A 24,185-nucleotide genomic window follows, 5' to 3' on the forward strand; every position below is an offset into this window, starting at 1 on the left:
CGGAGGAGCAGCGATGGAGCTGAAATGGCTGGAGGACATGCTGAGCCTGTCGACCACGCTCAGCTTCTCGCGCGCCGCCCGTGAGCGCAACATCACGCAATCGGCTCTGAGCCGCCGGGTCAAGCAACTCGAGGATTGGCTCGGCTCGCCGCTCTTCGATCGCAGCAGCTATCCGATCCGCCTCACCGAGGCGGGCCGGACCTTCCTGCCGCGGGCGCAGGAAATCCTGAGGCAAATTCAGGTCGCGCGGCAGGAATTGCGTCAACAGCACGAGGATGCCGCGGAAACGCTCATCTTCTCCACGCTGAACACCCTGTCGCTGACGTATTTCCCCGGCCTCATCCGCCGCATGGAAGAGACGCTCGGCCCCCTGAAGACGCGATTCTGCGACCAGCGCTCCTCCTTCGACGGCAATGTCGCATTGCTCAATCGGGGCGACTGCGATTTCCTGCTGACCTATGCGCACGACTCCGTAATGCCGGAGCTCGATCCCGAGCTTTTCATCTATCGCCGCCTCGGCAGCGAGCGGGCGATCCCCGTCTCGATCGCCGACGGCAATGGCGAACCCGTCCATGCCTTCCGCTGCGGCGACGCGCCGGTGCGGCTGTTGAGCTATGGCAGCTCGACCTTCTTCGCGCGGCGGCTCGCCCTGCTCTTCGCCGAGCGGCCGACACCCCTTGTGACCGTCTACGAGAACCCGATGTCGGTCGGTCTCAAGGCCATGGTCCTGGCCGGACGCGGCGTCGCCTGGGTGCCGGAGAGCCTGGTGATCGAGGAATTGCGCAGCGGCCAGCTCGTGCCGGCCGCCGATACCTCCTGGTACGTCTCCGCCGAAATCCGGCTCTATCGGGCCAGGCAGCAGGGCCGCCTCCCCGTCGAGCAATTCTGGGCGGCCGTCAGCGAGAGCAGCCGGGCGACCAGGCCGGAAAGCCCTGCCCGCGCGCCCGTGTCGGCGATAGCGTGATCTGCTCTCACCCGGGCTGGCGGGCTTCGAGGATCAGGCGCAGCAGGCGGCCGAAGGCGAAGCGGCTGACCTCCGTGCCCTTGATGTCGGTGTTGACGCGGTGGACGATCACGAGGTCGAGCGACGGGATGACCAGGCAATACTGCCCGCCGACGCCCTGCGCGCTATAGCTGCCGGCCGGCAGCACGACGCCGGGGAAGCCCGCACCCGAACGCTCCGTCCACCACATGTAACCATAGCCGCCGCGCGGCCCGGCATCGGAGAGCGGCAAAACGCTGGTGGCGACCCAGTTGGCCGGGATGACCTGCTCATCCTGCCAGCGGCCCTGGCGCAGGAACATCAGGCCGAAGCGGGCGAGGTCGCGCGTCGACATCCGGAACGGATAGGCCGGATGAACGGAGCAATCGTCCGGCTCCAGCCAGCCGTCGCGGCGCTCGCCGTCGAGGCGGAAATCCTCCATGCCGAGCGGGCGGCCGATCCGCGCCAGGAAATCGTCGTGGATGCCGGCGCCGGTCAGCGCGGTGAAGATCGTGCCCAGCGCATTGAAGTCCCAGTTGTTATACAACCAGAAGGCGCCCGGCGGCTGCGAATGGCGCGGCGGCTTGATCGACTTCATCCAGGGGGATTCGTAGCCGGCCGGGTGGAAGATGCCGGAGCGCGCCGTCAGCAGATCGTAGATCGTCGCGGCCTTCTCCTGCTCGCTCAGTCCTTCCTTGTCGTCGATGCCGAGATCGGCGAGCGTCCGCGACATGTCGATCCGGCCGGCCTCCTCATGGATGCCGATCAGGGCGCTGAGGAAGCTCTTGCGGACGGAATGGCACTGGTAGCGATGGGCGAGGTCGCCGCGGCTCACCACCACGCGCCCGCCCTGCACGATCATCAGCGTCGCCGTCGAAATGGTGTCGGCATAGCGCCAGGCCCGGTCGAGCCCCTCGCGCGACCAGCCGGCCGTCTCCGGCGCGACGCTCTCCCAGTCCTTCGCCGGCCAATGCTCCGCACCCCGGGCTTTACCCATCATTCCCGCCTCATCCATCCCATGATCCTCCGCAGCCCGTCCGCCTACGCGATCGGGCGATAGCCGACGCTCGCTTCGAGGAACTCGCGCGTATAGGGCTCATGCGCCCGTCCGGCCCGAACATCCGCCGCGCTCATCTCCTCGAGGATGCGGCCCTCGCTCATCATCGCGACGCGCTCGCAGAGATGCGTCACCACCGCGAGATCATGGCTGACCATGAGATAGGTGAGGTCGCGGTCGCGCCTGAGCTGCTTCAGCAGATTGAGGATTTCCGCCTGCACGGAGACGTCGAGCGCCGAGGTCGGCTCGTCCAGCAGCAGCAGTTCCGGCTCGATGATGAGCGCACGCGCGATCGCGACGCGCTGGCGCTGCCCGCCCGAAAGCTCGTGCGGGAAGCGGTAGCGGAAGGACGGCCCGAGGCCGACGGCGGTCAGGATCTCGTCGATGCGCTCCTGCGGCCGGTCGAAGCCGTGGATCTTCAGCGGCTCGGCCAGCACATTCTGCACCATCTTGCGCGGATGCAGCGAGGCATAGGGGTCCTGGAACACCATCTGTACGCGCCGGAAGAAGGCCTTGTCGCGCTTGTGCGGCACCTCGCGGTCATGGAAAGCGATCGAACCGCCATACTCGCTGTTGAGGCCGGCAAGCGCGCGCAGCACCGTCGACTTGCCGCAGCCGGATTCGCCGATCAGCCCGAAGGCCTCGCCATGCCCAAGCGTGAACGAGACGTCGTCTACGGCCTTCAGGGCCGAGGCGCCCCGGCCGAAAATGACCGAGAGATGGCTGACCGTCAGCGCGGCCGGGCGGTTCGCCGCCGGTGTCGTGTCGACAGCACTCATGCCCGGCTCCCGCTCTGCAGGGTCGGCCCGTCCAGCCAGGCCGGATCGCGGCTCGGCACCTGCAGCATGTCGGCCTGCCGGTCGAGACGCGGCAGGCTGTCGAGCAGCGCGCGCGTGTAGGGATGGCGCGCATTGCGCAGTTCGCGCGCCGGGATGTCCTCCATGATGCGGCCGGCATACATCACAAGCACGCGGTCGCAGAAATCCGCCACGAGATTGAGATCGTGGCTGATGAAGATCAGCCCGGCGCCGCGCCGCGTCACCAGTTCGTCGAGGATGCTCAGCACCTGCCGCCGGATCGTGACGTCGAGCGCCGAGGTCGGCTCGTCCGCTATGATCAGGTCCGGCTCCGGGATCAGCATCATCGCGATCATGATGCGCTGGCCCATGCCGCCCGAGACCTCGTGCGGGAAGAGCTTGAAGACGCGCGCGGGGTCGCGGATCTTCACGGCCTCCAGCATGGCGAGCGCTTTGGCTTCCGCCTCCTTGCCGCCGACCTTGTGGTGCAGCCGGTAGGCCTCGGTGATCTGCTCGCCGACCCGCATCAGCGGATTGAGCGAGAATTTCGGGTCCTGCAGGATCATCGAGATGCGGTTGCCGCGGATGCTGCGCATCTGGCGCTCGCTGGCGGCGAGCAGGTCGATCCCGTCGAAGGAGAGCTTCCTGGCGGCGATCGTCGCCGCCTTCGGCGTCAGCTTCAGGATCGTGCGCCCGGTCAGCGACTTGCCGGAGCCGGATTCGCCGACGATGCCGACCTTCTCGCGGCCGACGCTGAAGGAGATGCCGCGCACCGCCTGAACCGAGCGATGCGCGCCCTTGAAGGTGACGGAGAGGTCCTCGACCTCCAGCAGCGGCTTATCCATGACGCGGATCCAGGATATCGCGCAGGCCGTCGCCGAACAGGTTGAAGGCCAGGCTGGTGATCAGGATGGCGAGGCCGGGAATGCCGGCGATCCAGCCATTGGTCAGGATGAACTCGCGGCCCGAGGCCAGCATCGCGCCCCATTCCGGGCTCGGCGGCTGCGCGCCCAGGCCGAGGAAGCCGAGACCGGCCGCCGTCAGGATGATCGACGCCATGCTGAGCGTGATACGCACCACGACGGAGGGGATGCACATCGGCACGACATGGCCGAGGATGATCCTAAGCGGCGACGCGCCCTGCAGGCGGACCGCCGCGATATAGTCGGACTTGCGGATCGACAGCGTCTCGGCTCGCGCCAGGCGCGCGATCGGCGGCCAGGCGGCGAGCGCGATCGCGATGATCGCATGGTCGATGCTGGGCCCCAGCGCCGCGACGAAGGCGAGCGCCAGCACGAGGCTCGGGAAAGCCAGGAAGATGTCGACGATGCGCATCAGCACGGTATCGACCCAGCCGCCGAGATAGCCGGAGGTGGTGCCGACGATCAGTCCGAGCGGCGCCGCGATCACCGCCGTCAGCATGGCGATGTAGAGCGTGATCCGCGCGCCGAAGACCAGCCGGCTGAAGATGTCGCGGCCGAGTTCGTCGGTGCCGAACCAATGCGCGCCGGAGGGCCTTTGCAGGCGCTTCGTCAGGTCCTGTGCGTAGATGTCATGCGTCGCGACCAGCGGCGCGAACAGCGCCACCAGCACGATCAGCACGATGACGGCGAGGCCGAACATGGCGGCGGGGTTGGCCCTGAGCCGCCACCATTTCAGCGAGAGTTGCTGCATCCGCGCCTGGAAGGGCGAGGACGGGACGGGCGCCGCGAGCCAGGCCTTGAGGCCTCGCCCGTTGGCCTGGTCGATGGGTTGGGGTGCCATGGCCATGTCTCAGCGGGTCCGTGGGTCGAAGACCCGGTAGAGCAGGTCGCACAACAGGTTGAGCGTGACGAAGATGACGCCGACGAGCAGCGTGCAGCCGACGACGGCATTCATGTCGCCGGCGAGCAGCGCATTGGTCAGGTAGCGGCCGAAGCCGGGCCAGGCGAAGACCGTCTCGGTCAGCACCGCGCCTTCGAGCAGGAAGGCGTAGGAGAGCGCGACCACGGTCACCACCTGCACGGCGATGTTGCGAAAGGCATGGCCCCAGACCGTGCGCGCCCAGGACAGGCCCTTCACCCGCGCCGTCACCACGTATTCCTGGCCGAGCTGCTCCATCATGAAGCTGCGGGTCATGCGGCTGATATAGGCGAGCGAGCTGAAGGCCAGGATCGAGGCCGGCAGGATGATGTGCGACACGGCGTTGACGAACATGTCCCAGTTGCCGGCGAGCAGGCTGTCGATCAGCAGGAAGCCGGTGACGGGTTCGAGGTCGAACTCATAGGTGAAGTCGATGCGGCCCGGCCCGCCGACCCAGCCCAGCGTCGCGTAGAACAGCACGAGCCCCATCAGGCCGAGCCAGAAATTCGGTGCGGAATAGCCGATCAGGCCGACGACCCGGACGATCTGGTCGAGCCAGGAGCCGCGATACATCGCCGAGAGCACGCCGAGCGGAATGCCGAAGCTGGTGCCGATCACGATCGCCACGCTGGCGAGTTCGATCGTCGCCGGGAAGACGCGGGCGATATCGGCCATCACCGGCTTGCCGGTGGTCAGCGCCATCCCGAAATCGAGCTGCAGCACGCCCCAGAGATAGCGGCCGAACTGGATGTAGAGCGGCTGGTCGAGACCGAGCTGCTTGTACATCGCCTGATAGGCTTCCTGGGTCACGTTGTCGCCGAGCACGGCGACGACGGGATCGAGCGGCAGCAGGCGGCCGATGAAGAAGGTCAACGCCGCCAGCCCGAGCAGGGTGACGGCGAAGGAGACGAGCGTTCGGCCGGAAGCCTTGAGCCAGGACGGAAGGATGGTCCGTCCTGGATCGGAGCTCAGGCCGGGTGCCGCGGTGGCGGTCCGGGACATGGCGATGGCCTTGCTTGCAGATGGCCTTACTTGGCAGCGCGCTCGTAATAGGTGCGGAAGCCGTTCCAGGTCCACGACTTCAGGTCCTTGCGCACGCCGGCGACGCTGTTCATCTGGAACATGAAGGCCATCGGTCCCTTGGCCATCACCTCCTTCTGGATCGTGGCGTAAAGCGCGTCGCGCTTGGCCGTGTCGGGCTCCAGCAGGGCCGCGTCGATCTGTTTGTTCAGCTCGAGGTCCTGATAGGCCGAGCGCCAGCTCGGATACTGGGTCTGCTTGGCTTCCAGCCGGTTGTCGGGGTTGAAGACGAGGCGGGACGCATTGCCATGAGCATCCGGCACGCCGGTCTGCCAGGCGAGCATCGCCGACTGGTATTCACGCCCGCGCACCTTGCTGAAGAGCTGGGCATTCGCCATCCGCTCCAGCGAGAGCTTGACCCCGATCTTGGCGGCGTTCTGCTGCACGCTCTGGGCGATCGGGTTGGCATGCGGCAGCGTGCCGAACAGCACGCTCGCCTCGAAGCCGTTGGCATAGCCGGCTTCGGTCAGGAGCTGCTTGGCCTTGTCGAGATCGAGCTTGAAGGGCTGCCCTTCCTTCTCGTCCAGCGCGCCGACGGCGCCGAGCTGGGCGAAGCTGGCGCGCGGCACGCCGAGATGGGTCATGACCGTCTTGCCGAGGCCCTCATAATCGATCAGGTAGCGCATCGCGAGGCGCACCTTCTCCTTGGAGAACGGACCGTCCGCGACGTTGAAGCCCCAGTAGAACAACTGCGGCCGCAGCACCTTCTCGATCGCGATATCCTTCGATCCTTCGAGGTCCCGCAGATCCTCGGGGGTCAGGTCGCGCGCTACGTCGACATCGCCCTGGCTGAGCAGCAGGCGCTGGGTGCCGGGCTCGGCGACATGGCGGATCAGCACGCGCTTCAGGGCCGGCGCCTTGCCCCAGTAGTTCTCGTTCGCCTCCAGCACGATCGACTCGCCGGCATTCCAGCGCGTCAGCTTGTAGGGGCCGACGCAGGCCGTGCGGGTCGCGAGATACTTGTTGCCGAGATCGCTGCCCTGCTCGTTCGCCATCAGGGTCTTCTTGTCCATGATCATGGACACCCGGTTGGCGCCGATCGCCTGCAGAACCAGCGTCGTCGGATAGGGCTTGTCGAGCTTGAGCGTGACCGTGTCGTTACCCGCGACGATGGTCTGCTCGACATTGTCCTTGGTGAAGCCGTACTCGGTCAACGTCGCGGCATTGCCGAAGTTCAGCTTGACGACGCGGTGCATCGACCAGGCGACGTCCTCGGCCGTGACCGGGTTTCCGGACGGGAACTTCGCGCCCTTCTGCAGGTGGAAGGTGATCTCCTTGCGGTCCGGCGAGACGTCCCAGCGCGAGGCGAAGCTCGGCACGACCTTGCGCTCGTCGGCCGGATCGAAATCGACCAGCGTGTCGCAGGTGTTCTGCAGGACCTCGTTGGTGACGACCTCGCCGACCTGGGCGGGATCGAAGGTGCTGATCGCGTCGATGTTCCAGGCCATCACCAGCGCGTTCTTCGGCGTCGCCGCGATGGCGGCGCCCGCACCCGCGCAGAGGGCGGCGGCTGCAGCCGCCGAGAGAAGCCTGCTCCCGGCGAGGCGTCGCTTGGTTCCGGTCTCGTGATTCTGGTTGGCCATGATCTCTGTCCCGCTCTTTGGTTTGTTGTTTGATTGAAAACGTATCGGCCGGCTGGAGCAACCGTTCATGCTGCTCCCGTGTACCCGGTTCAGGCGGCCTGGGGCCGCGGCTTGATCGGCGGCTTCACCTCGGCCGGGATCGGGCAGACATAGGGCGTCTGCGTCACCCGCTCCTGATGGTCCTTCTTGGCCCGCGCCAGCAGCGTCTCGTCGCTGATCACGTCGACAGCCGTCGCCGCCATGATCTTGGCGGCATGGACCATGCCCTTGTGCGCGGCCGGCGCCTTGCCCTGCGCCGTTATCTGCCAGGAATGGCCGGGTGTGCCGATCGCATGGGTCGCGACCCTGGCCTGGATGGTCGGCACCTTCCAGCTCACGTCGGCGACATCGGTCGAGCCGATCATCGGCACGCCGCGCGTGCCTTGCGGCACGACGAAATCGCAGAGCGGCGTGTCCTCGCGCGGGGGGATGCCGGTGCGGCGATAGTCGTTGAGGATATCGGCCGGGCCGAGCGTAGCCTGGATCTTGGCCGCATAGGCCTTGTCGGCTGCGTCGAAGGGTACGGGGCCGAGCCGGTCGATGTTCTTGAACATCGCGTCTTCTAGCGGCGTGTTGCCGAGCATGTTGGAGACCGCGCTCATGATCGAGATCGAGACCGTGGTCTCGGTCATCAAAGCGGCGCCCTCGGCGATCTTCTTCACGCGCTCGTTGAGCTCCAGCATACCGGCGAGGTCGCGCGCCCGGATGGCGTAGCGCACCTTGGCCGAGGCCTGCACGACGTTCGGCGCGATGCCGCCGGCATCGAGATAGGCATAGTGGATGCGAGCGTCGGACGGCGCATGCTCGCGCATGTAGTTGACGCCGACATTCATCAACTCCACCGCATCGAGCGCCGAGCGGCCGAGATGGGGCGCGGCGGCCGCATGCGAGGCGCGACCTGTGAACTGGAAATCCATCCGGGTATTGGCGAGCGAGAGCGCATCGTCGACCTTGGTCATCGAGGCCGGATGCCAGGAGATCGCGACATCGACATCGTCGAACGCGCCTGCGCGGACCATGAAGGCCTTGGCGGCGCCGCCCTCTTCCGCGGGGCAGCCGAAATAGCGCACGCGCCCCGGCCGGCCGGTTTTGGCGAGCCAGTCCTTCACCGCGGTCGCCGCCAGCAGCGCGGCCGAGCCCAGCATGTTGTGGCCACAGCCATGGCCGTGGCCGCCGGCCTCGACCGGCTTCGGCTCGGCGATATTCGCCTCCTGGCTCAGGCCCGGCAGCGCGTCGTACTCGCCGAGGATCGCGATGACCGGGCCGCCCTCGCCCGCCTCGCCCATCACCGCGGTCGGGATGCCAGCGACGTTCTCGGTGATGCGGAAGCCCTGCTCCTTGAGCATGGCGATATGCTCGGCGACCGAGCCATATTCGGTATAGGCGATCTCGGGCATGCCCCAGACGCGGTCGCTCAGCGCCTCGAAAGGCTGCCGCTTCGCATCGACCAGCTCCCAGATGATCTCGGAATTCTGCATGGGTCGGTCCTCTTTCAGAGATGCTCTCGCAGGAAACGGGCCACGCCGCCGAAGACGGTGCGCCGGTTCTCGATCCGGGCGAAGCCATGGCCCTCATGCGGGATTCGCACGTATTCGACCGGACGGCCGAGGCCGCGCAGCACCGAATAGACCATCTCGCTCTCGCCCGGCGGCACGCGCGGATCGTCGAAGCCCTGCGCGACGAAGAGCGGCACGCGGATCTGGTCGAGCTTGTGGATCGGCGAGAAGCGGATCAGGTTCTCGCGGTCGGCAACCGGATCGCCATATTCCACCGCGCGCAGATAGCGCCGCCACGGCCCGGTCGTCTCCAGCAGCGTCAGGAAATTGGCGATGCCGTAGAACTCGATCCCGACCTTCCACAAATCCGGCTGCTCGGTCAGCGCCGCCAGCACCATGAAGCCGCCATAGGAACGGCCGTAGACCGCGACGCGGTCATCGTTCACGTCGGATTGCTCCCGCAGCCACAGCCTGACCGCCTTGAGATCGGCGACGCTGTCCATGCGCAGATGCTTGTCGTCGAGATGATGGTAGCTGCGGCCATAGCCGGTCGAGCCGCGCACGTTGGGCGCAATCACCATGATGCCCTGGCTCAGGAAGAACTGCAGATCGGCCCGGAAGATCGGGGTCCACTGCGCTTCAGGCCCGCCATGTACGACGACGACTGCCGGATAGCCGCCTTCCGGCGCCTTGCCACGCGGCCGATAGACGAAGAACGGCACCTCGAGCCCGTCGAAGCTCTTGGTATTCGCGACCGTCGGCTCGACGAATCCAGCGGGATCGAGCCCCGCCTTCGAGGCATCGGTCAGGCGCTTGACCTGCTTCGTAGCGATGTCGAAGCGCCAGATATCCGGCGACGAAGTCGAGCCGTCGAGCGGGAAGACGAGCCCCGAACCATCCGGCAGCCAGGCGACGGAGCCGACCGAGCCGGCGGGAAAACCCTCGACCTCGAACTCTGCCCCGCCGGCGATCTCGCGCACGAAGATGCGATTCCAGCCGCGATCATTCGCGACATAGGCCAGGCGGTTCTGGTCCGGCGCGAGCGCCACCGCCTCGATATCCTGCCCGTCGCGTTCGACGATCCAGCTCAGCGTGCCGTCAGCCGCCGACCGGAACGCCACGCTGAGGAACTCGCGGCCCTGGTCGGTGATCGAGAAGAAGCCGCTGCCGTCCTTCTTCATCCGGTTCGCGGCATAGCGGGCGCGGCCCTCATGCGGCAGCAGCGCCTCGCGCGCCCCGCTTTCGAGATCGAGCCGATAGAGGTCCTGATCGTTCATCGCATGGGTCGCGTCGGCGACCAGCAGCGAGCGTCCGTCGGGGAAGAAGGCCACCGCCTCGCGATAGCCGCTGCCCTCGAAGACGCGCCGCGCCGCGCGCGTCGCCATGTCCATCACATAGATGTCCATATGCTCGCGGTCGCGCGCGTTAGAGGCGAAGGCGATGCGCTGCCCGTCCGGCGCCCAGCAGCCCCAGACATGGACCACGGTCGGATCGTCCGTCAGCGGCTGCGGCACGCCCGAGGCGCCCGGCACGAGCCAGAGCTGGTGGCGCTCGTCGCCGCCGCAATCCATCGTGAACAGGAGGTCGCGGCTCTTCGGGTTGAAGGCGATCGACCCCACCGGCTCAGGCATGTCGGTCAGGCGCCAGGGCGCCCCGCCGGCAAGCGGCCGGAGCCAGATCTGGTGCGTGCCGCTCTCGTCGCTGAGATAGGCGAGAAGCTCGCCATCCGGCGCCACCGCCGGGCTCTTGGCGCTGCGGATTTCGAGATAGGGCTCGATGCCCAGGCGGATCTGGCTGGCAGCTTCGTACATGGTCGTTCCTTCAGGCCGCGAGGGCCAGCATCGAATCGCGCAGGCGGTCGGTCGCATCGCGCAAAGCGTGAGACAGTGCAGGCGCGCTCGGCGTCGCCGCGTGATTGGCTTCGGTCACGATGGTAAAGCGGGCCTCGGGCCAGGCGGTCTTCAGCTTCCAGGCCGTACACATCGGCGTCACGATGTCGTAGCGCCCCTGCACGATCTCGGCCGGCAGATGCCGGATGCGCGAGACGTCGCGCAGCAACTGGCCGGGGTCGAGGAAGGCGCCGTTGACGCAGTAATGCGTGAAGATGCGGGCGAGCGCGAGCGCGGCATCCGGCTCGGTCAGCGCCGCGACATGCTCGGCATCGGGCAGGAAGGTCTGCGTCTTTCCCGAGAAGGTGCGCAGGGCGACGGCAGCCGCCAGTTGCTGCTCGCGATCAGGGCCGGTGAGGCGGCGGTAATAGGCGCCGAGCAGGTCGCCGCGCTCCGCCTCCGGCACGAAAGCGGCAAAAGTCTCCCAGTGGTCCGGGAAGATCGTGCGCGAGCCGTGGAACCACCAGTCGATCTCGGCGCGCTCGGCCATGAAGATGCCGTGCAGACGGAAGCCGAGGCAGCGCTCGGGAGGGGCCTGCCCATAGGCGAGGCCGAGGCAGCTCCCCCAGGAACCGCCGGTGACGAGCCAGCGCTCGATGCCGAGATGCTCGCGGATGCGCTCCAGATCGGCGATCAGCGTCTGGGTGGTATTGCCCGCGAGTTCGGCCAGAGGGCTGGAGCGCCCCGCCCCTCGCTGGTCGAAGGTCACGATCCGGAAGGCGGACGGGTCGAAGGTCTTGCGCTGGGCTGGCTTGGTGCCGCCACCCGGCCCGCCATGCAGGAAAACGACGGGAATGCCGTCGGGATTGCCGCTCAGGTCGATATGGAGCTCATGCCCGTCGCCGACCGGCAGGCGCAGGGACTGGTAGGGTTCAACTGCCTCGTAGAGGGCGTTCTGGTCGTCTGACACACCGGGCTCCGCCGAACCGGAGCGTCATGACGCTCCCTTGAGACCGGCAGGATGGCACGCCCGAAGCGCCACTGGCTAATGCATTCGCGGCGCATTGTTATGACAATACGGAATAGAATGGCGCACTCCGACGCCTCCATCCCGATCCTGCCTGAAATGCCGTGTCCGTCGCAACGCCCGCGTTTGACGTATGGCTAAGTTGCTGTATACAGCTCTATAGCTCGACGACAGTCGAGAACGGGAGAAGATCGGGATGGCTTTCAGCATCGTTCGTGCGGCCCTTGCCGCGGCAACCCTCAGCCTGGTCGCACCAGTGGCGCAAGCCGGCCCGGTACTCGACAAGGTCAAGGAAGACGGCAAGATCATCTGCCTGGTGAACCCGAACTCGCCGGGCTTCTCGGTCCCCGACAGCGCCGGGCGCTTCCAGGGCTTCAATGTCGAGTTCTGCCGCATGGCCGCGGTCGCGATTTTCGGCGACGCCGGCAAGGCCGAGCTGCGCGGCATCGGTTTCTCCGACAGCCTGAAGGCGATCATCAGCGGCAGCGCCCATATCGCCTCGCGCGGCATCACCGCGACCGGCACGCGCGATGCCGATCCCGGCGTCTCCTTCGTCACCACCACCTTCTATGACGGCCAGGGCTTCATGGTGCCCAAGAGCCTCGGCATGACCAAACTCGCCGACTTGTCGGGCGCGACCGTCTGCGCCGAGGAGGGCTCGACCACCCTGCTCTATCTCGCCGACTGGTTCGGCGAAGCGAAGCTGCCCTACAAGGTCGAGAACATCGCCGACAAGACCGCCCGGCTCCAGGCCTTCTTTTCCGGCAAATGCGACGCCGTCGCGAGTTCGGTCTCGGCGCTGGCTGCCGACCGCCTGCTGGCGCCGAAGCCGGACGATTACGTGCTGGTTCCGCAGCGCTCGGCGACCGAGCCGCTGGCGCTCGTCTCCCGCCCCGATACCGAGCTGGAGAAGACCCTGTTCTGGGGCGTGCAGATCATGGTCGCCGCCGAAGAATTCGGCCTGACCTCCGCGAATGTCGAGGCCAAGCTCGCGGCGCTCAAGGACCTGCCGGTCGACGCCCAGCGCCTGATCGCGCCGAACGGCCCGACCGCCGACATGGCCAAGAAGCTGGGCCTGCGCCCGGACTGGGCCTTCCAGATCATCAAGCAGGTCGGCAATTACGGCGAGGTCTTCGAGAAGCATATCGGCAAGGCCTCCCCGCTGGCGATGGACCGCGCCCAGTCGCCAAACCGCCTCGCCCGCGACGGCGGCCTGATCCTCTCCTATCCGGTTCGGTGAAGCCCTCGACCGGGATGCCTGAACCGAGCCCTTCCGGAGCGATCCGGGAGGGCTTTCGTTTCGGGAAACCGCAACACGGCAGGCCTTCCGCAGTGGACAATCCCCGCCCCGATCCGCTTCATGAACGCGATGAGCACGCATCTCCCGATGGCGGGACTGCCGGGCGGAGGGGCGCATGGCTGAAGGGATTGCCTGGGTCGAACCGCCGGGCCTTGCCGCGGCGGTCGGCATGCTGCCGCTGCCGGGGCTCGTGATCGCCAAGCGCGGCGAGCGCTATGTCGATGGATCCCTGCAGCACGAGGTTCTCGACGCCCTCGCCGCACGGCAGACCAGCCTGCTGGTGATCCTGCTCGACGATGACGAATGCGAGCCGGACGAAATCGACGATCTGGCCAACGCAGCCGAATCCCGATCGATCGCCTTGCTCCGCGCACCGATCGCCGATTTCTCCGCGCCGGACCAGCGGCTCGACTGGCCGGCCCTGATCGAGCACCTCGCCGGAGACCTCAGGCAAGGACGCCGGATCGCCTTCTGCTGCCTCGCAGGCTATGGCCGCTCGGGCATGATGGCGGCGCGGCTGCTGATCGCCACCGGCTCGATGCCGGAGGATGCCATTACGGCCGTCCGGACGGCTCGGCCCGGCGCTATCGAAAGCGAAGAGCAGGCCGCCTATTTGCTGTCCTGCGCACCGTAGCGCGCTAGCATCCGCTCAAGATGGGCTGCATGCAGCCGGAACAACTCAGGCGCCGACAGAGCAGTCGCCTTGCCGGCAACGGCCGCGATCTCCTCGACCAGCAGCGCATGCATCGCCGCGGGTTCCCGTTTCAGCCAACCGATCCAGGTGCGGGCGGTGCGGAAGAAGATGGTGTCGTCCATCTGCCGAAGCGCCTCGTCGCCGATCAGCGCGTTGCGGACCTCGTGATGCGTCCGCCAGACATCCCAGGCCTCTTTCAATGAGGAATCCGGCTTGAGCAGCCCGGCCAGCGCCTGCAAGCGGGCATAGTCGGAGCCGAGCGTCGAGGGCAGTTGCAGCGGGATCAGGTCGGCGATCAGGCGCGTCAGCCCGATGCGGAAGCGCAGCATGTCGGCCGATTGCGGGCCGACATAGGAAACGATCGTGCCGACGCCATTGCGGGTCTCGGCGAGCTGCTCGTAGACGAGCCGCTGCAGCACCTGCCGGATCGGCGTGCGGCTGACGCGGAACTCCGTCGCCAGCGCCGTCTCGTGGATGACGTGGCCCTCGTCGTATTCGCGCAGGCAGATGCGGTCGCGCACGATCTCGAAGATCACGTCGTTGCGCGAGCGGACCAACTGGCGAAGCTGGCGCGTATCCGAACCGGCGATATCGACCGTCATCGTCTCTCTTCCTGCCCGCCTTGTGCTTAGAGCATCGCTTGAGCGGCTGGCCACTTCTTTTGTCGAAAGTCGGCTTTAGTGCGCCGTGACGGCGCCATGGCCGAGGCGCCGCGCCCGCTCGGAGATCAGCCAGCAGCAGATGAAATAGAACAGGCCGATCGCCAGGTTCGCCTCCAGCGAATAGGCCTGCCATTGCGGATCGGCATAGGCCATGCGCGCCGTCGAGAGCAGGTCGTGCATGCCGACGATCGCGACGAGCGAGGTATCCTTGAAGCTGCCGATGATCGAATTGGTGATGCCGGGGATCGCCGTGCGCAACGCCTGCGGCAGCACGATCAGCCGGATGCGCTGCACCGACGAGAGGCCGAGGCTCGCCGCAGCCTCGGTCTGGCCCTTCGGCAGGGATTGCAGGCCGGCCCGTACGTCCTCGGCGAAATAGGCGGCATAGAACAGGGTCAGCACGATCAGGATCGCCGCAACCGGCTCGATCGCCGCGCCGCGCGACAGAAGCAGTGGCAGGATGAAGATGCCGGCAAACAGCACCGCGACCATCGGGATCGCCCTGACAGCCTCGATATAGCCGACGGCGAACAGCGACAGCCCGCGCTGGCCCGACCAGCGCGCCAAAGCGAGCACGACGCCAAGCGGAAAGGCCGCCGCCATGCTGAAAGCCGAGAGGAACAGGATCAGCGGCAAGCCGTTCCAGCGATGCGATTCCACCACCGGAAGGCCAACGACGCCGCCCCGCAGCAGCAGATAGGCGCAAGCGCCGGACACGAGGACGAGCACTGCCCGGCCAGCGACGCCGATCGGCGCCTTGGCGAAAGCGAGGATCGCCGCGATCATCACGGCACTCGCGAGATAGGCGCGCCAGCGCTCGGGCTCGGGATAGGTCCCGGTCAGGACGAGATGGACCTTCTCGCGCAGGAAGGCCCAGCAGGCGCCGCTCGCCGCCGCGCATTCGGTCCGGCTACCGGAGAAGGGCACGGCATCGACCACGCCCCAGCTCAGCGCCTTCGCGACGAAAGCCACGACGCCGTACAGCACGAGGCCGGTAAGCAGCGTATTCCACCAGCTTGAAAACAGGTTCGACCGCAGCCAGCGGACGGCCATGACGAGACGACGGCTCTGCGGCGGTCCGGCGACGGGGACTGTCTCGGCGAGCGCGGACATCTCAACGCCCCCTGATGCGGAAGACATGGTTGCACCAGTTGACCCCGGCCGAGATCATGAGGTTCGCGATCAGGAAGAACAGCGCGACCAGCGTCATCAGTTCGATGGGCCGGAAAGTCTGGTTCACCGAAGTGCTGACCACGCTGAGCAGGTCGGAATAGCCGATCGCGAGCGCGATCGAGGTGTTCTTCAGCAGGTTGGAATACTGGTTGCCGAGCGGCGGCGTGATGATGCGCAGCGCCTGCGGCAGCACGATCAGGCGCATCGTGCGCAGCCGGCTCAGACCCAGCGCCAGCGCCGCCTCGTGCTGGCCGCGCGAGGTCGCGAGTATACCGCCCTCGACGATCGCGCCGATCTGCCCGCCATGATAGACCGAGAGCGCCAGGACGAGCGCGGCGAATTGCAGCGACAACCCGATGCCGCCGCTGACATTGAAGCCGGTGAGCTTCGGCACCGACCAGCCGATCTCCACCAGCCCCGACAGGGCGAGCCCGGCATAGAGCGTGAACCCCGCCAACAGCACCGGCAGGGCGACAGCCCGGCGCTGCCCGGTCGCGTCCTGATGCCGGTTGACGGCGCGCGCCCAGAACACCCAGCCGGCGAGCCAGAGGCAGGTTGCGAGCGCCAGCGCAAGCCCGCCATGCCCGATCACCGGCGCTGGCAGGGCGAGCCCGCGATTGCTCAGCATCGCGCCGAAGGGGCCGGTCCAGGCCGCCTTGATATGCGGCAGACCGCGGACCAGCGCGACATAGAGCGCGATCACGATGAGCAACTTTGGCAGGTTGCGCAGCAATTCGACATAGAGCCGCGCAAGGTTGCGCACGAGCCAGTTCGAACTGGTCATGGCGATGCCGACGACAAGGCCGATGGCGCTCGCCAGCACCAGCGTCACCGACGCGGCGGCAAGCGTATTCAGGATGCCGACAAGCAGCACATAGGCATAGGTATCGCGGGGCGAATAACCGATCAGGCTCTCGCTGACATCGAAGCCTGCCTGCTGCCAGAGGAAGGAGAAATCGATCTCCATCCCGGCCGCTGCCAGATTGGCCGAGACGTTCCGTGCGCCCAGCACGCCCGCACCGAAAAGCCCGAGCAGGACGACGAGCGGCCAGACCAACCCTTCCAGACGCTTGCGCAAAGGCGCACTCGGAGGCGGCGGACTCGGCGGCTTGAGCTTGCCAGCTGCAAAGGCCTGGCCGCCCGGCGCCGTGCCGACAGTGCTGGCTGGATCTTGGGTGGACAGCATGATGATATAGCTGTACACAGCTATATCATCATGTCAATCAGCGAGCCTCTGACCTGCCCGTACGACGCGGATATCGTTTCGCGTGAACACGATGCGACGGGTAGACTGCCCCGCCGATCCGCCCTCTGGAGAATTGTTTGCACAACCCGCCGCCTTCCGTTTCCCGCCTCGCCCTGCCCGGCTTCGCTGGCGCGCTTCTGCTCGGCCCCTGCCCCGGCCGGCGCAAGGAAGCGCTCGATGAGGCCTCATTGCAGGCGGTGCTGACGGAGGACCTGTCGCGACTCACGGAGATGGGCGCGAACGGCCTGCTGAGCCTCGTCGAAGCCAAGGAATTGCCGGGTGGCCTCGACGGCTTCGCCACTGCCGTCCGTGCAGTCAAGATGGAATGGACCCATCTCCCGATCCCCGATTACGGCGTGCCGGATGCGGTCTTCATGACCGGCTGGCGCAGGCTCGATCTGGCGCGCCGCCTGCGCGAAGGCGAGAGCTGGGCGATCCATTGCCGCGCCGGCCTCGGCCGCACCGGCACCATCGCGGCTCTCTTGCTAGTCGAGAGCGGGATGAGCGCGGCGGATGCGGTCGCGCACATCCGTCGCGAGCATGATGCGGCCGCGGTCGAGACCGAGGCTCAGGAAAAATTCCTGATCACGCAGCAACAGGGCGCGCTCCGGACTGCCATTGCCCGAAACGCGCCCTGAACCCGCATCGCTATGACACGGCCGAGACGGTGATGCGACCCTTGATGTTCCGGCGGAAGCGGCAGCAATAATCGATCGCTTCAGCCGTCTGGAGTGTCACCCGGCCGGTCTTCCTGGCGATGGCATGATCGGCCCCTCCTCGCCGCATCGGATGGCTGAGCCCGCAAAAGGTTCCCGATGATCGACGGCAAGACAAGCCGGCATGCCGGCGTTTGCAGCGGCGGCAAACCTGCTTAGGCTGCACCCGACGATTAAGCCGAATCCGACAAAGGATAAAAAGCCGTGCCGATGCCGACCCAACCGACCGCCGCGGACGAAACACGATCGCCGATGCCGTGATGGAGGATCGCGTCAACGCCTTCGTGCCCGGCCCGCGCATCCGCATTCCCGGCCGGCAAGGCGGCCCACTCGACGGCTTGACCTTCGCGGTGAAAGACCTGTTCGACGTCGCGGGCACGCCGACCGGCGGCGGCAACCATGACTGGGCCAGGACCAACCCCATCCCGGAGCACCATGCCTGGGCGGTGCAGACCGTGCTCGATGCCGGCGCCGAACTTGTCGGCAAGACCATCACCGACGAGGTCTCGCTCGGCATCCTCGGCGAGAATGCCTTCGACGGCACGCCGCTGAACACGGCTGCGCCCGACCGCGTGCCGGGTGGCTCCTCCTCCGGCTCGGCCGCGGCCGTCGCCGCCGGGCTCTGCGACACCGCGCTCGGCACCGATACCGGCGGCTCGATGCGCGTGCCCGGCAGCTTCTGCGGGCTCTACAGCATCCGCCCGACCCATGGCCGGCTCGACCTCACCGGGCTGATGCCGCAGGCGCCGAGCTCGGACACGGCCGGCTGGTTCACCCGCGACGCCGCGACCTTCGCGCGCGTCGGCACGGTACTGCTCGGCGAGGCGCCCGGCCCGCTGCCGACGAGGCTCATCGTCGCGGTCGACGCCTTCGGCTTCGCCGATCCGGAGGTCGCCGACGCACTGCAGCCGATGGTCGAGCGGCTCGCCCGCGTGCTGGGCGCGACGCCGCGCGACGAGATCATGGCGCCGCAGGGCCTCTCCGTCTGGGCGCGGGCGCAGCGCAGCCTGCAGCCGGTCGAGGCCTGGCAGACCTTCCGTCCCTGGATCGAGCGGGACAATCCGCGCATGGCCTTCACTGTCGCGGCCGGACTGATCGCCGGCTCGCAGGTTCCGGTATCCGAGCAGAACTGGGCCGCGCTGATGCGCGAGGAAGCCCGCGCAAGGCTGCGCTATCTGCTGCCGCCCGGCACCATCCTGTGCCTGCCGACGACGCCCTTCCCAGCCCCCGTGCGCGGATTGCCCATGCCGGTTCTCAGGCCAATGCGCGACCGCATCACCAGCCTCTGCGCGCAGGGTGGCCTCACCGGCCATCCGCAGGTCAACCTGCCCGGAGCGTTGGTCGATGGCGCCCCCGTCGGCTTGTCCATCATCGGCGGGCGCGGCACCGATGCCAGCCTGATCGCCGTCGCACAGGCCATGGAGGCCGCATCATGACTGACCTGACCCCGAACATCCCCGACGTGGTGGCCGAGATCAGCGCCCGGTTCGAGGCTTACGAGCAGGCGCTGATCGACAAGAATGTCGACGTGCTGGACGCCGCCTTCTGGAACAGCCCCTACACGATCCGCTACGCGCTGCACGAGAACGGCTATGGCTTCCAGGAGATCCACGGCCACCGCGTCGCCCGCCCGCCGGGGCCGGGCATCAAGGAGAAGCGGATTCGTCTGGAGATCCTGACCCTGGGACGCGACATCGCCACCGTGAACCTGGAGTTCAAGGTACGCGGGCGCGACGTCATCGGCCGACAGAGCCAGAGCTGGGTGCGCTTTCCCGATCTGGGCTGGAAGGTGGTCTCAGCCCATGTCTCGACGATGGAGGGACCGCGCCTCTGGTAGGCAGGGCCCGAAACCTCAGCGCTTGCGGACGAACTCCGTCCGCAGCACGAGCCCCTTGATCGTGTCATGGCGGCAGTCGATCTCCTCGACATTCTCCGTGAGGCGGATCGAACGGATCACCGTGCCCTGCTTCAGGGTCTGGTTGGCGCCCTTCACCTTGAGGTCCTTGACCAGCACGACGGAATCGCCGTCGGCGAGCACATTGCCGGCGGCGTCGCGCACCACCGGGGCGGCGGCTGCCGCGGCGGCCTGCTTCACGTCCGAGGCCGGGCGCCATTCACCGGTCGCTTCGTCATAGATGTAGTCGTCGTCGGACATGTCTTTCCCGTCTTGCGGCCGGGCGCTCGCCATCGGCCCGTTCCGGCGGGGTTACACGATGCCCGGCGGCTTCGACAACTCTGCGCCTAGACCGTACCCAGCGGCCTCTCGGCCATCTCGGACGCGATGGCTTCGTCGATCGGGGTCTCGTAAGTCATCAGCATATAGCCGAGCACCGAGTAGAAACCGACCGTCGCGATCAGGTCGAACACCGCCTCGCGCCCGATCGCCGCCGCGAGCTCCGCTTCGAGCTCAAACGACAGGCGCTTGTTGTCGAAGAGCGCATCGACCGCCCGGACGATCATGCCGTCCTCGCCCTCCGGCTCGCCGCGTAGCGCCGCAATGCGCTGATCGCTCATGCCGAGCACCCGCGCCCGGCTGACATGATGCGCCCATTCATAGGGCGAGCCCATCCGGTGCGCCGCGCGCAGGATCACCACTTCCGAACGCACCGGCCCGAGCGCGCTGTCCTTGACGACATGCTGGCGCAAGGGAGCCCAGGCCTTCAGCAGGGCCGGATGATGCGCCATCGTCCGATAGACATTGAGCGCGCCGGCAAAGCCGGTCTTCATCTCGGCGATGGCCTCGGGCCAATCGGCATCGCTGATCGGCGGGCAGGGAGAGGTTGTCATCGGAGGTCTCGCAAAGGTCAGGGCGCCAGGTACTTGGCGTAGAGGGAAGGCGCCCGGTCGGCCCAGATGCCCGTGAAGCTGCGATAGCGCGCGACCTCGGCGAGGTCGATCTCGATCCGCAGCACGTCCTCGCGATCATGGTCGAGCGCGCCGAGCACGCGGCCATCCGGCGCCACTGCGCAGGAGCGACCGAAGAAGCGCTGCCCGCCCCGGCTGCCGCTGCGATTGCAGCTCAGGAAGAAGACGCCGTTCTCGGTCGCGCGCGTATAGGCGCGGTGGATGAAGAGCCCTTCGTCCGTCACCGCGGCATTCTCGGCCCCGAAGGAGGCCCAGACGGAGGTGACGATGCTCGCGCCCTGCAGGGCGAGGATGCGGGTGATCTCGGGGAAGCGGATATCGTAGCAGACCTGCATGCCGAGCCGTGTCCCGAAGACGGGATAGGTCTCGATGCTGTCGCCGCCGGTAAAGAACAGCTTCTCGTTCTGCCACTGGTGGATCTTGGTGTAGTCGCCGATCACGCCCTCCGGCCCGATCAGGACCGAGGCATTGCGCATCACGCCGGCACGCAGGCGATCTCGAAGCCCGAGCCCGATGACCAGATGTACGCGATGCTTCGCCGCGAGCGCGACGAGCGCCCTGATCTCCTCGCCATCCGGCGCCGCGCAGGCCTCGTAGAGCGCCGCCCCGAAATGCGGGACATCGCTGATCACAGCCCCACCAGGCACCAGCGGTTCGACATAGCCGGTATTGGCGAGTTCTGGGAACAGGATGAGCTGCGCGCCCTTTGCTGCCTCGCCTGCGACGAACTCGTGGATGCGCCGGAAATTCTCGGCCGGCGCCAGGGACTGGACGTCCATTTGGACGAGGCTGGCCGAGATCATGCGGTGGCTCCAGCGATGCGCATCGTCAGCCCTTCACCGCCGCGTCGATGGCACCCGCGATCCGCTCGACGATCAGGTCGATCTCTTCGGGGCTGATGATGTAGGGCGGCGCCAGCAGCACATGATCACCGAGGCGCCCGTCGATCGTGCCACCCATCGGATAGCTCAGCAGGCCGCGCGCCATCGCTTCCTTCTTGATCCGGGCATGGATCTTCAGCGCCGGGTCGAAGGGCGCCTTCGTCTCCTTGTCGGCGACGATCTCGATGCCGCGGAACAGCCCGCGCCCACGGATATCGCCGACATGGGGGTGCTGGCCGAGCCGCGCATCGAGCCCGGCCTGCAGGCGCAAGCCCATCAGGCGGACATTCTCCAGCATCTCCGGCTGCGAGATCAATTCGACGACCTTGAGCGCCGCCGCCGCCGCCATCGGGTGGCAGATATAGGTATGGCCGTGCTGGAACAGCCCGGAGCCTTCGGCGAAGGCGCGGTAGATCTTGTCAGACAGCATCACCGCGCCGATCGGCTGGTAGCCGCCGCCGAGCCCCTTGGCGATGGTGACGAGGTCGGGCGAGATGCCCTCCTGCTCGCAGGCGAAGAGCGTGCCGGTGCGACCCATGCCGCACATCACCTCGTCGAGGATCAGCAGGACTCCATACTTGTCGCAGATACGGCGGATGCGGGCGAAATAATCCGCGACCGGGCCGACGGCGCCGAGCGTCGCGCCGACCACCGGCTCGGCGATGAAGGCGATGACCTGATCCGCGCCGAGTTCAAGGATCTTGACTTCGAGTTCGTCGGCGAGACGGGCGGCATAGGTTTCCGGCGTCTCGCCGTCTTTCTGGTCGCGATAGGCGTAGCAGGGCGAGACATGGTGGGTTTCAGGCAGGATCGGCTGGAACTGCGCCCGCCGCCAGGCGTTCCCGCCGGCCGCCAGCGCCCCCAGCGTGTTGCCGTGATAGCTCTGCCGGCGCGCGATGAAATGGCGGCGCTGCGGCTGGCCGAGCTCGACGAAATACTGCCGCGCCATCTTCATCGCGGCCTCGACGGCCTCGGAGCCGCCCGAGACGAGATAGACGTAGTCGAGCCCGTCCGGCGCCAGCGCGACCAATCGCTCGGCCAGCTCCTCGGCGACATCGGTGGTGAAGAAGGAGGTGTGCGCGTAGGCGATGCGGTCCATCTGCGCGCGCATCGCGGCCATGACCTCGGGGTGGCCGTGGCCAAGGCAGGAGACGGCGGCGCCCCCCGAACCGTCGACATAGCTACGCCCGTCCTGGTCGGTGATATAGACGCCCCGCCCCGCGACGGCTTGCGGCAGACGGCCGCCGATCGAGCGATGGAGAATCCTGGTCATCTCGGCTCCCCGGATTGGCGTGGGCACACCACATCGGGCGGCGCTGATACCAGCACGGTAGGCGACGGACCGATCCGGACACAAGCCGGTGCGTCTTCGATACGGCGACCTGCGCCGTCGTATCGAAACACTCATCCCGGCCTGAAAGCCCTCCACCTCGAAAGGACGGAGGGACTGTGGTCAAACCGCTCAGGCCACCTGCTTAAGCGCGCCGCGCAGCGTATCGACCATCTCGCCGATCTGATCTTCCTCGACGATCAGCGGTGGCGACAGCGCGATGATGTCGCCGGTCACGCGGATCAGCAGCCCCTTCTCGAAGCAGTCGACGAAGACCTCATAGGCGCGGGCGCCGGGCGCGCCATCACGCGACGCGAGCTCGATGCCGGCGACGAGGCCGAGATTGCGGATGTCGATGACATGCGGGGCATCGCGTAGCGAATGCATCGCGTTCTCCCAGGCCGAGGCCAGCGTCGCCGCCCGCGTCAGCAGCCCCTCGGCCGCATAGATGTCGAGCGTGGCGAGGCCCGCCGCGCAGGCAACGGGATGACCGGAATAGGTGTAGCCGTGGAACAGCTCGATCATCCCCTCCGGCCCGTGCATCAGGCCGTCATGCACCCTGCGGCTGGCGAAGACCGCGCCCATCGGCACCGCGCCGTTGGTCAGGCCCTTGGCCGTGGTCATCAGGTCCGGCATCACCCCGAAATAATCGGCGGCGAAGGGCGTGCCGAGGCGGCCGAACCCGGTGATGACCTCGTCGAAGATCAGCAGGATGCCGTGCTTCGTCGCAATCTCGCGCAGGCGCTGCAGATAGCCCTTCGGCGGCAGCAGCACGCCGGTGGAGCCGGCCATCGGCTCGACGATGACGGCCGCGATCGTTTCCGCGCCATGCAAAGCGACCAGCCGCTCGAGATCGTCGGCAAGCTCCGCGCCATGCTCGGGCAGGCCACGGGTGAAGGCGTTGCGGGCGGGATTATGGGTGTGGCGCAGGTGGTCGGTGCCCGGCAACTGCGGGAAGACGCGGCGGTTGTTGACGAGGCCGCCGACCGAGATGCCGCCGAAGCCGACGCCGTGATAGCCGCGCTCGCGTCCGATCAGGCGGGTCCGCGTGCCCTGGCCGATGGCGCGCTGATAGGCGACCGCGATCTTGAGCGCGGTATCGACCGATTCAGAACCCGAGCCGGTGAAGAACACGCGGTCGAGCTTGTTCGCGCCCTCGCCCGGGGCGATGGCGGCGAGCCGCTCGGCGAAATCGAACACGATGGGGTGGCCCATCTGGAAGGCCGGCGCGAAATCGAGCTCGGCGATCTGGTGCGACACGGCCTCGCTGATCTGCCGGCGGCCATGGCCGGCATTGCAGCACCATAGGCCCGCCGTGCCGTCCATGACCTTGCGGCCATCCTCGGTGGCGTAATGCATGCCGCTGGCGCTGGCGAGCAGGCGCGGCGCCTGCTTGAACTGCCGGTTCGCGGTGAACGGCATCCAGAAGGCATCGAGCGAACGGGCGTTCTGCAGCGCGGACGGCTTGGTGTTGACGGTCATGACGGTCTCCCTTGGTGGCCCGTCAGTGCTCATGTTTTCGCCAGCGCAACAAGTCTGTTTCAAGATCAGCCTAATTCCTTGAAAAACCTGGATCGATCTCGATA

General features: G+C 67.1%; 23 protein-coding genes and 1 pseudogene. 6 read left to right on the forward strand and 18 right to left on the reverse strand.

Going from position 1 to position 24,185, the window contains the following annotated elements; translation table 11 throughout:
- Nucleotides 1–13: 13 nt before the first annotated feature.
- Nucleotides 14–964: a LysR family transcriptional regulator gene (locus Q9235_RS17420; RefSeq protein WP_306223072.1), complete on the forward strand. Its 951-nt coding sequence runs from the start codon at nucleotides 14–16 to the stop codon at nucleotides 962–964.
- Between the two features lie 7 nt (nucleotides 965–971).
- Here Q9235_RS17420 and Q9235_RS17425 read toward each other — a convergent pair whose 3' ends face one another.
- The 10 genes and pseudogenes from Q9235_RS17425 to pip form a co-directional block, all read right to left on the reverse strand.
- Nucleotides 972–1,982 (reverse strand): serine hydrolase domain-containing protein, encoded by a 1,011-nt coding sequence (locus tag Q9235_RS17425; protein WP_306223073.1) that lies wholly within the window; start codon nucleotides 1,980–1,982, stop codon nucleotides 972–974.
- Between the two features lie 41 nt (nucleotides 1,983–2,023).
- Complete coding sequence (locus Q9235_RS17430) at nucleotides 2,024–2,818, reverse strand: ABC transporter ATP-binding protein (RefSeq protein ID WP_306223074.1); 795 nt, start codon at nucleotides 2,816–2,818, stop codon at nucleotides 2,024–2,026.
- Nucleotides 2,815–3,207, reverse strand: coding sequence for an ABC transporter ATP-binding protein (locus tag Q9235_RS26860; RefSeq protein ID WP_422678381.1), 393 nt, complete (start codon nucleotides 3,205–3,207; stop codon nucleotides 2,815–2,817). The genes Q9235_RS17430 and Q9235_RS26860 overlap by 4 nt, the downstream gene beginning before the upstream one ends.
- Nucleotides 3,193–3,603: pseudogene (locus Q9235_RS26865) on the reverse strand (ATP-binding cassette domain-containing protein); the annotation flags it as partial. The gene Q9235_RS26860 and the pseudogene Q9235_RS26865, both read right to left, overlap by 15 nt.
- Before the next feature lie 70 nt (nucleotides 3,604–3,673).
- Entirely contained in the window at nucleotides 3,674–4,600 is a 927-nt protein-coding gene (locus Q9235_RS17440) for an ABC transporter permease (RefSeq protein ID WP_306223076.1), read from the reverse strand.
- Nucleotides 4,601–4,609: 9 nt separating this feature from the next.
- On the reverse strand, nucleotides 4,610–5,680 hold the full coding sequence (locus Q9235_RS17445) for an ABC transporter permease (protein WP_306223077.1): 1,071 nt from the start codon (nucleotides 5,678–5,680) through the stop codon (nucleotides 4,610–4,612).
- A gap of 26 nt (nucleotides 5,681–5,706) precedes the next feature.
- Nucleotides 5,707–7,341, reverse strand: coding sequence for an ABC transporter substrate-binding protein (locus Q9235_RS17450; protein ID WP_306223078.1), 1,635 nt, complete (start codon nucleotides 7,339–7,341; stop codon nucleotides 5,707–5,709).
- A gap of 89 nt (nucleotides 7,342–7,430) precedes the next feature.
- Nucleotides 7,431–8,858, reverse strand: a complete 1,428-nt coding sequence (locus Q9235_RS17455; protein ID WP_306223079.1) for a M20 family metallopeptidase — start codon at nucleotides 8,856–8,858, stop codon at nucleotides 7,431–7,433.
- A 14-nt stretch (nucleotides 8,859–8,872) separates the two neighbouring features.
- Entirely contained in the window at nucleotides 8,873–10,687 is a 1,815-nt protein-coding gene (locus Q9235_RS17460; RefSeq protein ID WP_306223080.1) for a S9 family peptidase, read from the reverse strand.
- Between the two features lie 10 nt (nucleotides 10,688–10,697).
- Complete coding sequence (gene pip / locus Q9235_RS17465) at nucleotides 10,698–11,675, reverse strand: prolyl aminopeptidase (RefSeq protein ID WP_306223081.1); 978 nt, start codon at nucleotides 11,673–11,675, stop codon at nucleotides 10,698–10,700.
- A 253-nt stretch (nucleotides 11,676–11,928) separates the two neighbouring features.
- Between pip and Q9235_RS17470 the strand changes: the two genes are divergently transcribed.
- Complete coding sequence (locus Q9235_RS17470) at nucleotides 11,929–12,972, forward strand: transporter substrate-binding domain-containing protein (RefSeq protein ID WP_306223082.1); 1,044 nt, start codon at nucleotides 11,929–11,931, stop codon at nucleotides 12,970–12,972.
- 175 nt (nucleotides 12,973–13,147) lie between these two features.
- Entirely contained in the window at nucleotides 13,148–13,666 is a 519-nt protein-coding gene (locus tag Q9235_RS17475; protein WP_306223083.1) for a phosphatase domain-containing putative toxin, read from the forward strand.
- Here the strand turns inward: Q9235_RS17475 and Q9235_RS17480 are convergent.
- The 3 genes from Q9235_RS17480 to Q9235_RS17490 all read right to left on the reverse strand — a co-directional run bounded on the left by Q9235_RS17480 (nucleotide 13,642) and on the right by Q9235_RS17490 (nucleotide 16,747).
- The gene (locus tag Q9235_RS17480) at nucleotides 13,642–14,328 is read right to left on the reverse strand and encodes a GntR family transcriptional regulator (RefSeq protein WP_306223084.1); all 687 of its coding nucleotides are present in this window, start codon (nucleotides 14,326–14,328) and stop codon (nucleotides 13,642–13,644) included. The two genes, Q9235_RS17475 and Q9235_RS17480, sit on opposite strands and share 25 nt — an antisense overlap.
- A 75-nt stretch (nucleotides 14,329–14,403) precedes the next feature.
- Nucleotides 14,404–15,501: an amino acid ABC transporter permease gene (locus Q9235_RS17485; protein WP_306223085.1), complete on the reverse strand. Its 1,098-nt coding sequence runs from the start codon at nucleotides 15,499–15,501 to the stop codon at nucleotides 14,404–14,406.
- A gap of 1 nt (nucleotide 15,502) precedes the next feature.
- Nucleotides 15,503–16,747: an amino acid ABC transporter permease gene (locus tag Q9235_RS17490; RefSeq protein ID WP_306223086.1), complete on the reverse strand. Its 1,245-nt coding sequence runs from the start codon at nucleotides 16,745–16,747 to the stop codon at nucleotides 15,503–15,505.
- 137 nt (nucleotides 16,748–16,884) lie between these two features.
- Between Q9235_RS17490 and Q9235_RS17495 the strand changes: the two genes are divergently transcribed.
- The 3 genes from Q9235_RS17495 (at nucleotide 16,885) to Q9235_RS17505 (ending at nucleotide 19,360) form a co-directional block, all read left to right on the forward strand.
- Nucleotides 16,885–17,445: a phosphatase domain-containing protein gene (locus Q9235_RS17495; protein ID WP_306223087.1), complete on the forward strand. Its 561-nt coding sequence runs from the start codon at nucleotides 16,885–16,887 to the stop codon at nucleotides 17,443–17,445.
- A gap of 338 nt (nucleotides 17,446–17,783) precedes the next feature.
- The gene (locus tag Q9235_RS17500; RefSeq protein ID WP_306223088.1) at nucleotides 17,784–18,959 is read left to right on the forward strand and encodes an amidase; all 1,176 of its coding nucleotides are present in this window, start codon (nucleotides 17,784–17,786) and stop codon (nucleotides 18,957–18,959) included.
- A complete protein-coding gene (locus Q9235_RS17505; protein ID WP_306223089.1) occupies nucleotides 18,956–19,360 on the forward strand; it encodes an AtzH-like domain-containing protein in 405 nt (134 codons plus the stop codon). Before Q9235_RS17500 ends, Q9235_RS17505 begins: the two co-directional genes overlap by 4 nt.
- Before the next feature lie 15 nt (nucleotides 19,361–19,375).
- Here Q9235_RS17505 and Q9235_RS17510 read toward each other — a convergent pair whose 3' ends face one another.
- The 5 genes from Q9235_RS17510 to aptA form a co-directional block, all read right to left on the reverse strand.
- Nucleotides 19,376–19,678, reverse strand: a complete 303-nt coding sequence (locus Q9235_RS17510) for an alkylphosphonate utilization protein (RefSeq protein ID WP_306223090.1) — start codon at nucleotides 19,676–19,678, stop codon at nucleotides 19,376–19,378.
- 86 nt (nucleotides 19,679–19,764) lie between these two features.
- A complete protein-coding gene (locus Q9235_RS17515; protein WP_306223091.1) occupies nucleotides 19,765–20,310 on the reverse strand; it encodes a carboxymuconolactone decarboxylase family protein in 546 nt (181 codons plus the stop codon).
- Between the two features lie 17 nt (nucleotides 20,311–20,327).
- Nucleotides 20,328–21,191, reverse strand: a complete 864-nt coding sequence (locus tag Q9235_RS17520) for a carbon-nitrogen hydrolase family protein (RefSeq protein ID WP_306223092.1) — start codon at nucleotides 21,189–21,191, stop codon at nucleotides 20,328–20,330.
- A gap of 25 nt (nucleotides 21,192–21,216) precedes the next feature.
- Nucleotides 21,217–22,542, reverse strand: a complete 1,326-nt coding sequence (locus Q9235_RS17525; protein WP_306223093.1) for an aspartate aminotransferase family protein — start codon at nucleotides 22,540–22,542, stop codon at nucleotides 21,217–21,219.
- Nucleotides 22,543–22,731: 189 nt separating this feature from the next.
- Nucleotides 22,732–24,081, reverse strand: a complete 1,350-nt coding sequence (gene aptA / locus Q9235_RS17530) for an omega-aminotransferase AptA (protein WP_306223094.1) — start codon at nucleotides 24,079–24,081, stop codon at nucleotides 22,732–22,734.
- Between the last annotated feature and the right edge of the window lie 104 nt (nucleotides 24,082–24,185).

The organism is Bosea beijingensis (assembly GCF_030758975.1).
Taxonomy (GTDB): domain Bacteria; phylum Pseudomonadota; class Alphaproteobacteria; order Rhizobiales; family Beijerinckiaceae; genus Allobosea; species Allobosea beijingensis.